This is a genomic window from Granulicella rosea, assembly GCF_900188085.1.
Classification (GTDB): Bacteria; Acidobacteriota; Terriglobia; order Terriglobales; family Acidobacteriaceae; genus Edaphobacter; species Edaphobacter rosea.
The window spans coordinates 22068-32300 of the sequence record NZ_FZOU01000019.1; the positions used below are offsets into that span (position 1 = coordinate 22068).

At 59.6% G+C, this 10233-nt stretch carries 10 protein-coding genes and 1 pseudogene; 4 read left to right on the plus strand and 7 right to left on the minus strand.

Annotation, left to right across the window (positions count from 1 at the left end):
• Position 1: 1 nt before the first annotated feature.
• On the plus strand, positions 2–355 hold the full coding sequence (locus CHB87_RS21545) for a hypothetical protein (protein WP_089410524.1): 354 nt from the start codon (positions 2–4) through the stop codon (positions 353–355).
• A gap of 7 nt (positions 356–362) precedes the next feature.
• Positions 363–1331, plus strand: a complete 969-nt coding sequence (locus CHB87_RS21550) for an RHS repeat-associated core domain-containing protein (RefSeq protein WP_089410525.1) — start codon at positions 363–365, stop codon at positions 1329–1331.
• Between the two features lie 714 nt (positions 1332–2045).
• On the opposite strand, the gene mobF is transcribed toward CHB87_RS21550, so the two are convergent.
• Positions 2046–5078, minus strand: coding sequence for a MobF family relaxase (gene mobF, locus CHB87_RS21560; protein ID WP_089410527.1), 3033 nt, complete (start codon positions 5076–5078; stop codon positions 2046–2048).
• A gap of 133 nt (positions 5079–5211) precedes the next feature.
• On the opposite strand from mobF, the gene CHB87_RS21565 reads away from it, so the two are divergent.
• Entirely contained in the window at positions 5212–5451 is a 240-nt protein-coding gene (locus CHB87_RS21565; RefSeq protein WP_089410528.1) for a MerR family transcriptional regulator, read from the plus strand.
• A 73-nt stretch (positions 5452–5524) separates the two neighbouring features.
• Entirely contained in the window at positions 5525–5971 is a 447-nt protein-coding gene (locus CHB87_RS21570) for a hypothetical protein (protein WP_089410529.1), read from the plus strand.
• Between the two features lie 3 nt (positions 5972–5974).
• Here the strand turns inward: CHB87_RS21570 and CHB87_RS21575 are convergent, their stop codons facing one another.
• The 6 genes and pseudogenes from CHB87_RS21575 to CHB87_RS21595 form a co-directional block, all read right to left on the minus strand.
• Positions 5975–7915: a type IV secretion system DNA-binding domain-containing protein gene (locus CHB87_RS21575; RefSeq protein WP_089410530.1), complete on the minus strand. Its 1941-nt coding sequence runs from the start codon at positions 7913–7915 to the stop codon at positions 5975–5977.
• Positions 7916–8320 carry a hypothetical protein gene (locus CHB87_RS21580; protein WP_089410531.1) on the minus strand — a complete coding sequence of 135 codons (405 nt, stop codon included), beginning with the start codon at positions 8318–8320 and terminating at the stop codon, positions 7916–7918.
• 480 nt (positions 8321–8800) lie between these two features.
• Positions 8801–9214, minus strand: a pseudogene (locus CHB87_RS22420) (HAD family hydrolase); the annotation flags it as partial.
• A 47-nt stretch (positions 9215–9261) separates the two neighbouring features.
• Complete coding sequence (locus CHB87_RS22425; RefSeq protein ID WP_176441927.1) at positions 9262–9531, minus strand: HAD family hydrolase; 270 nt, start codon at positions 9529–9531, stop codon at positions 9262–9264.
• Positions 9531–9731 carry a hypothetical protein gene (locus CHB87_RS22430; protein WP_176441928.1) on the minus strand — a complete coding sequence of 67 codons (201 nt, stop codon included), beginning with the start codon at positions 9729–9731 and terminating at the stop codon, positions 9531–9533. The genes CHB87_RS22425 and CHB87_RS22430 overlap by 1 nt, the downstream gene beginning before the upstream one ends.
• Positions 9732–9758: 27 nt before the next feature.
• Positions 9759–10118 (minus strand): hypothetical protein, encoded by a 360-nt coding sequence (locus CHB87_RS21595; protein ID WP_176441929.1) that lies wholly within the window; start codon positions 10116–10118, stop codon positions 9759–9761.
• Positions 10119–10233 lie beyond the last annotated feature (115 nt).

Consider the following 10233-nt stretch of genomic DNA (forward strand, 5'->3'; position numbering starts at 1 on the left):
AATGACAGAGAAAATAATTTTCGTAGGAATCATCGTTGCCGGACTCATAGGGTTTGTATTGGCCCTCTGGGCCTGGGTTAGGAGTGAGCAGTCAAAGGAGCTTCCCGCTTGGAGGAGGCTGCTTTTCAGCCTTGGATTTTTGGCGGTAGCTGGGCAGGTGGTTCTCTTTGCTCTGTCGTGGACTCATATTGGCAGAAATCGTGCTCTCTTCTCAGCGTGGGCGCGCTTCGTTTACCCGTCGTTCTTCGTAGCTGCCATACTTGCGCTCACGGGCAAGGGCGCTGCTCGATGGTGGCTCCTCGCTTCGTCGTTCCTCTTGTTCGTACTCTGCTTCTTCATTATGCTGTCGCCTTAGATTTCCCATGCCTACGATGCGACCTGACTTCATCTACGACTGCACTCATCGTTTTGTGCCTTTTGCGTACCTGTTTACCGGCAAAGAAAGGGATACCGAATCGGGACTCGACTACTTCGGGGCAAGATACTATTCATCCAATATGGGGCGGTTCTCCAGCCCAGACTCATCTGACGATCCGGACCCAATACCGTTCGCCCGACTTGATGAACCACAAACGCTAAATCTTTATGCGTATGGCGTCGGCAACCCAATCACTAACGCAGATGGAGATGGGCATTCCGTAACCATCTGTGATAACAACGGTCAGTGCAATAACGTCAGCAATGCAGCATATCAAGCGGCTCAACAAGGGAACAACGGCGGCCTCAATGTCCCGACTTTGGATCAGGTCGGGAGCAACGGCAATGGGAACGGTCAATTCAACGCGACTGCGATCACAGACTCCAACGGAAACACAGTCGGAACAGCCACCTATCACTCTGATGGGGGCGCTGACTACTACGCAAATAGCTCCGGACTGAATCTAGCTGGCAATATTGGTGCAGTCATGAATCGTCCCAGCACGTATGCAGCTTGGTATGGAGCCTCGGCCCTGGGAGGCGCATTGCTTTATGCAGGGGGAGCCACTGCTGGTGGAGAACTGATCAGTATGGGAAATCCTGTGACTGCGTCAAATCTCGCATCCAAGCTGAATTATCTCTTTGGTGCCGCTCAGGGTGCGGACAACGCTGCGAGAACCGGTTCACTTGCTCTCGCTTTGAAGGCTATCGGCCTATGGGACAACCCGGAGAACAGAGAATACGTGGCTGAGAAGATCAACGAAGCAGTGAATGATGCTTCGAGTATTGCGAATTCCTCCGACCCGAGGGGCGGAGTCATTCGAGACGTATTCTTACAGGGGCCTATCGGTTCTCTCAAACTTCAAGTCGTTATGCAGGGAACGAAAGTTATCACGTTTTACACTAAAAATTAAGAATCCGAATTCGTAGTCCCTGAGAGGCGACATGGTAGGTTTTTCTACTGGATCATTTAGGTTTAGAGTTCAGATGTTTTCGAGCAGAAGTGATTTGCTGCGTACGTTGCCAAAGAACGAGGGTTACGCTTCGTACGAAGCTGACGATGTAACACACCTGTTTTATCTGATCAGTTGCGAGCCAGCTCTGTGCTTTCGGGGACCCAAGCTCAACATTGCCCTTTCCGGCCCAGACCACGGGCTCCGACCTGAGTTGCTGAGTGTCCTTGACGAGTCAATGCTTTTCATCGGCTTCGATTACCGTATAGTAGCCGTTAATCTCCGATCTGGCCAAGTGGCGTTTGACCGCGATCTCACATCTCTTTTCCATTCCTTTGCGAGAGTTCCTGGGAAGTCGCCCATCATCCTATTTCTCGAAACTGGGGCCGCAGCAATGAACACGTCTGGAGCGATGCTCTGGGATCGCGGTAATGATCTTCTGACAGATGCTCTGCTAACGGGGAGTAAACTCCAACTCAGCTTTGCCGATGCTCCTTCCTTATCCGTCGATGCAAATGACGGAAGAGTCTCAGCTTGACAAATAGTCGGGTGACATTCCATCTCCTGGGGCCTCTCCATAGGGCAGCCGTCCGCTTCTAAGAAGCACGCTGCTTCGCATCGGATTTAGGGTGACACGTCACCCCAGAATGGGAGCTGCGAGGAACCCGCAGTCTCTCATATCCCAATCCCATATCCTTGCTGCTCCATGCCAAGTCTTGGCAAGTCCTTGGAATGTGAATGCACGCCGCCTTCAGGCATAGCAAAGTCGAGGGCTTCCCTGACTGTGATGTGCTCCCGGTGCCGATCGTAAAACTGGCCGCTGACACCGTCGATATGGATGTACCGCCCCGTCTCAGTGTGCTGATAGCTCTGGATGGTTCCCGTCTCCCGCCTCCAGGCAAACTGTTGGGCCTCCTGAGGAGTGACGGCCTCGTTGAGCGGCGTCCAATGCCGGTTGTGCTCGGCCGTCGTATAAACCTTCTCGGCTGGCTCCCTAACTGCAATCTCCCGCTCTGCTCCTGTAGCAATCTCAGGAACATGGGCGCTCCGGTGCGGGACATCGAGGCTGAGCGCCTGGGGCAGCTTCTCCCGGTCGCTGGTGAAGATCTGCGCGTCGTGCGCCCCGCGTGAGACCGAAACATACGCCATGCGGTTGTTAATGAGGTCTTTCGCTCCAAGTTCTGTGTCGATGTGGATGAGCACGCGGTCGGCGGTCTGGCCTTGGCTGGAGTGGCTCGTGACGGCATAGCCATGGTCCAGATGCGGATGCTCTTTGGGGTCAAGGACAACACTCCGACCACCATCCATCTTCAATGCTATGCGGCCATCGTCGGCGATGGACTGGACCGTACCCAGCTCCCGATTGGCGATCTTCAGGTCGTTCGCCGGCGCGGTGAACTGAATCCGATCTCCGACTGAAAACGACCTCTCCTGCTCCTTATAGATGGAGACGCCCTGCTGACGGCGTGGGTCGTAGGTTCGTTCGGAGCCATCGGCGCGGACGACGGTGAGCAGATTGTCGGGCGCATCCACGCTCTTGACGCGGGCATACTCGCCCTTCTCGATGCCGGTCTCCTTGGACGTTCGCGAGTAGAGCAATACGTCATTGAACTGGTAGCGAGCGGCCCAGGTGCGGTCCGCGCCGGTGAGGTCCTGACGGGGAACAAGGGCAGTGACCCGGCGTTCCTCGCTGCCGACCAAGCCTCGCTCCTGCAACTCGGAATGAATCCTCGCATTGATCTCGGCGCGGGATCGGTTGTCCGGAGATACGACCAGCGTATTCTCGGGCGCTCTCGCATACTCCTGTGCGATAGCATCGAGCCGCGCGGCTGGGTCTCGAATCTCATGGACCCGGCCCTGCCGTTCCAACCCTCCGACAGCTTCCCCGACCTGACCTCGGGCGAGCTGCTCGACCACGGCCTTCAGCTCCGGGTCTCGTTGGCGCACGATCTCATCGAGCTTCACCGTCTTCATTCCTGCATCTTGAAGCTGTGCAAACGGACGACCGGCTTCGACGGCTTCATGCTGCCGGATATCGCCGACCAGGAGAACGCGATCGTTGGGATGAAGCCGGCTTACAAAGTCGTGCATTTGTTTCGTCGACGCAAGCGAGCTCTCGTCGAGTACATAGAGCCTCCTCTCGCCGGTATCGGCCTGCTGGCCCTTGGCAAGATGAAGTTGCAAGGTCGAGGTCTCCATCCCCGCGCCGCTCAGCTGTTGGGCCGCGCGGCTGGTTGGGGCAAAGCCCTCCACGGTATATCCATTCGCCTCGGCACCCTCGCGGATGACGGAAAGGGTCGTCGTCTTTCCTGCTCCGGCTACGCCGTCCAGGCCGACGATCTTCTCCCGGCTTTGGAGGATTTGATCGGCGGCGCTCCGCTGCGTCGGATTGAGCTGCGGATGTCGTTCGATGACCTCGGTCCGGGTCCGCGGCTCGACCAGAGGAGCGTTGCCGAGCGCTGTTCGGTTTCCCTCCTGCATCCGCGCGACGGTCTCTTTTTCCATGCGCAGCATGGCAGCGGTCGTGTACTGCTTACCAGCCGCTCCCGGTGGACCATCGACCACACGAAACTCTCCTTGCGCAGTACGGCGGTCAAACTCGGCCCGCAGTTGGCTGGCACTCGCCTGCCCCATGCTCCGGTCCATGGCAGCTTGCAGGATGACTCGCTCATCCTGCACGGCGGAACGCTCGAAGGTGTGATCGCGAGCATAGGTAACTGCTTGTTGAGCCATCTTCGGAGAGTCCGCCTCCTGACGGTGGCCATGCGCCAGAGCTTTCGAGACGACCCAATCGGCCTGATAGCCATACTGCGCGGCCAGCTCGCGATGGCGATGCAGCACCTCAGTCGGCGACTGGATCTCCTTCGCATCGCGCGTTCGGTGCGCGGCAACCTGGGCCGCACCGGCTCCCTCGCGACCGATCTCGTGGAGGTGCGACTTAATCTGCTCCCGCCTTGGACTCAACGCCTCCAGATACTCCTGGCTGTAACCCTTGATCTCAGGCTGGCCATGCTTGCCACGCTCAATCTCATAACCGAGATCCTGAAGACGGCTGGCAAGCTCTGTCCGGTAAACCGCTGTTGAGAATTGTTGAGATCCGAACAGGCTGCGCGCATCGAGGGCTCTGGTCTGGCCGTTCTCGCGTTCGGTGACATTGAAGATAACGGCATGGGTGTGGAGCTGCGGCGCGGCGTAGCCGTCGACGGGTCGTGCGGTGTCATGCTCGAAGGTCGCGGCGGCGAACTTGCCGGTCAGCTCCGGGGCGTTCACATTGCCGAGCCGAGCCTGCGTGTATCGCTCCAGCTCCCCCAAGGCGACACGGACGCTCTCCCGGTGCGCCTCACGCACACGCTCGTCGCCTCCGACCAGGGCTGTGAGCGAAACCGACTTTGGAGCCGAGAACGTGGCATCCCATCCGGCGCGATGCTCGACCGAGGTCACCTCTCGGCCGAACTGATTTTCGTAGGTCTTGGCGGGCTGATGCCGCACCATCGGCTCCAGCGTCTCCGGATGCTGTCCCTCGGTCAGGCGAGCAAACTGTTCGGAGCCGACTGGCCCTTTAAGCCCCCACTGCTGGGCGAGCTTGCCCTGCCATTCGCTGTGACCCTGTTGATCCCGGCTCCAATAGTTGGCTTCCTTCGCTGCGAACTCCCGGGCATGGTACGTCCGCGCCTGACCACCGGAGAGCGGTTTGGAGATCGTCAGCATGGGCCCACCAAGATTTTATTCCTGTACGCTACGCAACGAACACCTGCAGTGACGGGAAATCAGATGGTGCTATGTCGAGGAAGGCGTCAAAAGCCTTGACACATTAATTAGTATTTGGAAAACTTTCTCATATATGGAGACGAGTTCCACGCGGCGGGCGGCACAGATACTCGGTATCAGTGGAAGCACACTGGACCGTTATCTTCGCATCGGCAAGATCCCCGCACCGAAGTCGGTCGAAATCAGCGGCAGGCGGATGTATCTCTGGACGGCAGAGGATATCGAACGCGTACGCGAGCTGCTGCCGACGATTGAAGACGGTCGAACCACCCGTCACCAGAAGGCAAGGGAGAGCAAGAATAAAGCTCCCTAAAACCAGAGCGGGACGCACCGGTGCTCGAACACCGGACGCGCCCCTAACCGCACGTCGCCCCAGGAGGCAACGCATGGCTACTCACCACGTTACACCGCACCGAACGCAACCGCAGCCCTTCCACAAGCCCTCGCTCTATGAAGCGATCTTCGCCCTGAACCGGGATATGGGTTTGGTGATCGACGATTTCAACCGGCTGCGCGAGTTTCGCTTCAGCCGCCGGTACATCGACGCCTTCATCGTCAAGATGGAAGAGCTGAGATCGTTCGCCAATGGCGAGCTTTTAGAACGCCAACAAAACCGCGAGGAGAAGGATAGCTTTCATTTCAGCAACCTCGACCGCAGATTCGAGCAGCGCTTCAAGGACCCTAACGACGTACTGATCGACGCCAAACGACGCCAGGAACAGATTGCCGCCGAGGAGCAGGCCATTCTCCTACGGGCCGACCGGATTCGCCGGCAACGCGCGGCGGAGAAGAGGCACGACGATAACGGCGGGACAGTCGTCGAACCGGAATAACCCTCAATCGAGCGGCTTCCATTCCCGTCCCGCACTGTCCTTCTTCTTGAAGGCGGACTTGCGCGGCTCCGGCTCAGCGTCCTCGATCTCAGGAGGAGGCGGGCCGGGGATGGAAGCTGGCTCCGGCACGGCAGTGGGAGGGGGCAATGGTCTCTGCTCCGGGATCGTCATCGCTCGCTCGATAAACTCCGGCTGCAGGCTACGTCGGGCAACATAGGCAAACCTGACCGGTGTGACCCGATTCTCCTGTTTGATGAAGCCATGCAGCGGTTCTAGGCCGGCGATCTCGGAGGCCATGACGAGAGGTTTGTTGGCAATCTCCAGCGAAAAGCTCTTCTGACTGCCAAGCAATTTGGGCGTCCGGGACTCCTTGAGACGCTCGACTTCGACCTCGCCTAGCGTCTCCGAGACCCACTTCGCCGCGCGCGGTTCGGAGGTCTTGAAGAAGATCTTCGTGGCCGGCTGCGAGAGCATCACCTCCGCGTCTTGACCATATCGTTTTTCGAGCTGGCTGCGTCCCTGGAAGCCGAGAACGACGGGATTGCCGTACTTCCGGTTTTCGGTCACGGCGGTGTGGAGCTGCGGCAGCTTATTGAGGCTGGCCAACTCGTCGAGGACAAACCAAACCGCCTTCGCCGGGTTCACACATGGCTCCATCATGCGCAGAATGAAGAGGTCGAGCCATGCGGAATGCAGCGGCCGAATGCGCTCACGCAGCGCTGGCCGTGAGGTCAGAAAGACCCACCGCGTCCGCTCGAATCTCCACGTGCCGGTGCTGAACCATTCCTCCGATTCCTCGCCCGTGGGCAGCAGGTCCAGGCTGTCGGCGATCAGGTTGAGACTAGCAAGAACACCGGCTCTCTGCGGACCCGCGTTGCGGTCGAGGTAGGCGGCCTGAGGCGTTCCTTCGAGTCGCCGTTCGATCTCGGCTGGGTCGGCCATCCACTCCAGAAGCGTCGCGACCGAGCCTCCTTTTCTGAGCAGACTTGCCAGAACGCGACGCGGCGCATCGGTAAAGAATCCGTTTTCGGACTGCTTCTCGGGAAGCATCGCGGCGGCGATGGCGTCCTCGACGCCGCGCCCGTCGAGCTCCGCCTGCAGGTTCCAGAACGGACAACGGGCGTCGAGCGGATTCAGGATCAGATCGCCACGCTTGGGCTGGTAAAACTCCTGGACGAACTCGCCTGCCGGGTCGTAGACGATGGCGGTCTCGCCACACCGTTGGACCTGGCGGAGGATCTGCCGCATCGCATTCGACTTGCCGCTTCCGGTGTCGCCCATGAGCAGGATATGGCTGGCCAGAAGCTCTTGAGGAATCGGGAAACCCGGCGCAAACGGTCCCAGCTTCGACGCCACACGAAGGCGAATTCCTCCGCCTCTTTCCTTCAGCTTGGCGACGAAGGAAGAGATCAACTCCGGGCCCCTGGTCCTTCGTCCATGGCGCTCCTCGTGGCTGGATTGGCTGCTGAACTTCGCCCGGAGCGCGAGATAAAGCAGGAACAAAGCAGCTCCTCCGCACAGCGGCGTCACCATCGTCCGGGCAAGGCTTTGTCCCGCAAAGAACTGCGCCTGAAGCACCGCTCCCTCGTCCTGCGAACTGTCCCTTTGTCGCGCGCGAAGTAGGCCGGTCCACCCCTGGGACTGGGCCATGGGCGAGAGAGCCAGCGGCACCTCTCGCCTACCTGTGAATGCGACGACATCGGCATCGGCGGCGAGCTGCGGACTGCGCCCCGGAGCCGTCTTCCAGATCCACCAGACGGGGACGATTCTGGCGGTACCTTCACTCAGCCCAATCGCCAGGTAGGTCGGAAAATACTGCTTCTGGAGCGGCGACAGTGTGAGCGAAAACCAGAGGGTGAAGCTCGCCGCGAAACTACCGCACAGCAGAAGCAGGGTAACGAAGACACCAGTCCAACGACGCCGGAACTGCAACGGCCGGGGCATCTATTGCGCCTCCGTTGGAACATCCTCAAGACGCCGCAGCATCTCTTCGGCTTTGCCTTCCTTGATGGCGTCGGCGTGCTTCACGATCCGCTGGACCGTCTCTTCGGGAAGGTCGGAGGCAGCGGCGATCAGGTTCTGAACGAGCGAACGGAGGCCGAGAATCTCGGCCAGCAGCGTCGCATCGGGCACCGATTTCTTTTTCCGCGCAGGCCGCTTCAGGTGAAGCAGAATCGCCTCGCGCATCCACTCGGCGCACGTCTGGCCGGCGAGTTGAGCGGCTGCTTCGATGGCCTTGATCTCGGCGGGCGGGAGCCGCGTCGCAATCGTTTTGAGAGCCAGAGAAGGCTTCGGCTCCGCCTGCGAAGTTGCGATACCGAGCGATGCGGGGATGCGAAGAAGTGGCATCAGGAGCCCCCGGGATACGACCTGCACAACGCTATGAGGGATACGATTCAGGTCGACTTCGGGGAGATGTCTAGCGTAAACGCTCGCTAACGACCGTTTACGGTGGTGGCGAAGTCGTTGATTCCAAGGCGGCCGCTCGGAAGAAATGACTCGCAGCCGCCATGCTGGCTTCGTAAACGGTCGTTTACGGGCATCGCCCTCCGATGGCAAAGTCGGCCTAACGTGCTGATTCAAGACACGTTCACGGCTGGAAACGCCAGGTATCCCTACAGTATCCCATTGGGGGTGACGTGTCAGGATTTCTTCCGCTGCAAAGCAGCGTTCTTTGGCTTCGAGTGCCACCCCGGACCTCGTGGACGGGGTGGCACTTTGTTAGGGACAGTGTCAGAGGCTCATCAACGTTCGGATGCTTCCGAAAGAACGCAGGAGAGAGCATGGGATTCATGCAGATGACCAACCACGAAACGGGGATTATCCCACTCACGCAGGCGAGTCGCTTCCGCGCATGAGTGCGGGGAAAAAGATCTGGAGCGTTGCCATCTCGTCGAAGCGGACTTCGATCTCGTCGAGGCGCGCAACGATCCAGTCCGCCTGCTGCAACTCTTCGACTGGATGCGAGGTCGCGACTGCGAGCACCTTGCACCCGGCAGCATTCGCGGCTCGGATGCCTGCGGGCGCGTCTTCGAGGACGAGACATTCCTCGGGTCGGCGGGAGAGCAGAGCGGCACCCTTGCGATAGCACTCCGGGTCTGGTTTACCCTGAGCCACCATGTCGCCGGAAACGACTCGCTGCGGTGCCACGATCCGCACCGCAGCGAGTCGGCTACGCATGATCTTCTCCGATGCGGAGGTGACGACCGTCCATCGGTACGGGGGCAGTCCGGTGAGCAACTCCCGTGCTCCGGATAGGCGAAGATCGTATGTTCCTCTTCTCCCGCGAACTAGTCGAGTTCGGCGAGGTGGGCTTCGATAGCGGGACGGTCGAGCGTCTGGAAGTGATCGCGAATCGTGTCGGCGGCACGGCGACCGTGCGTCCGTTTCAAGTCGAACGACTGGCCAGGGAGATGCCGCCCCGCCCACCGGGTCCAGCACCGCTCGTCGCCCAGGGTCGAGCTGACGAGAATGCCATCCATGTCGAAGAGCAGACCGCCGACAGCAATTTCGACCGCAAACGTCGCACGTCGTACGGGCTCTCTGACGGTTGCACTCATCAGGAAAGCGTACCAGTCTCGGGCGTCGAATCGCCATGGTCGTCGGCCCAAAGCCGCGCCTGCCGGGCTTCGATTCCCATTCGATCCAGCTCGGCGATGCGCAGACGCCATTTGTCGACCAGCTTCGCCGCCTGGCAGTGTCGCCGCTCGGCGCGGGCCAGCATCCGTTCCGCGTGAACCCGCTGCTTCTCTGGAGGCATTCCGCTCACGATCACTAAGACGCCGCTCTAGGTTTCGGTTGCCGGAGCAAGGGCTAGAGTCGTCTTCTTCCTGGCAGTCTTTTTAGCCGCAGGCTTGGCAGATACGCTGGCTCTCTTCTGTGCCGCCCAACGCGCCTTCTGCGCTGCGGCAATCCGTGCCTTGCCTTCGGGGCTCAACGTGCGCTTGGCCACCTTCTTCGCCACGGGTGCAAAGGCTCCAGACTTCTTGTTGACGGAACCTTTCGGGCGGCCACGGCGCTTGCCGGAAGACTGCTTCGCGGTTGCGATGGCGGGATCATCGGTGTTGGTACCAACGAGTAGATCCCGAGCCTGCTGCAACTGCCTGATCTGCGCGTCGATCGCTTCCAGTATTGCGTTTGTATTCATGTAGCCTCACCGCAAGAATAACCGGTAAGGGCGGCTCAGTGAGGCGGACGGCAATGCCGCCCGCTTCACGTTCCGTTAGCTTGCCTTAGCGAGCCCGATCTCTGCTTCTATCACG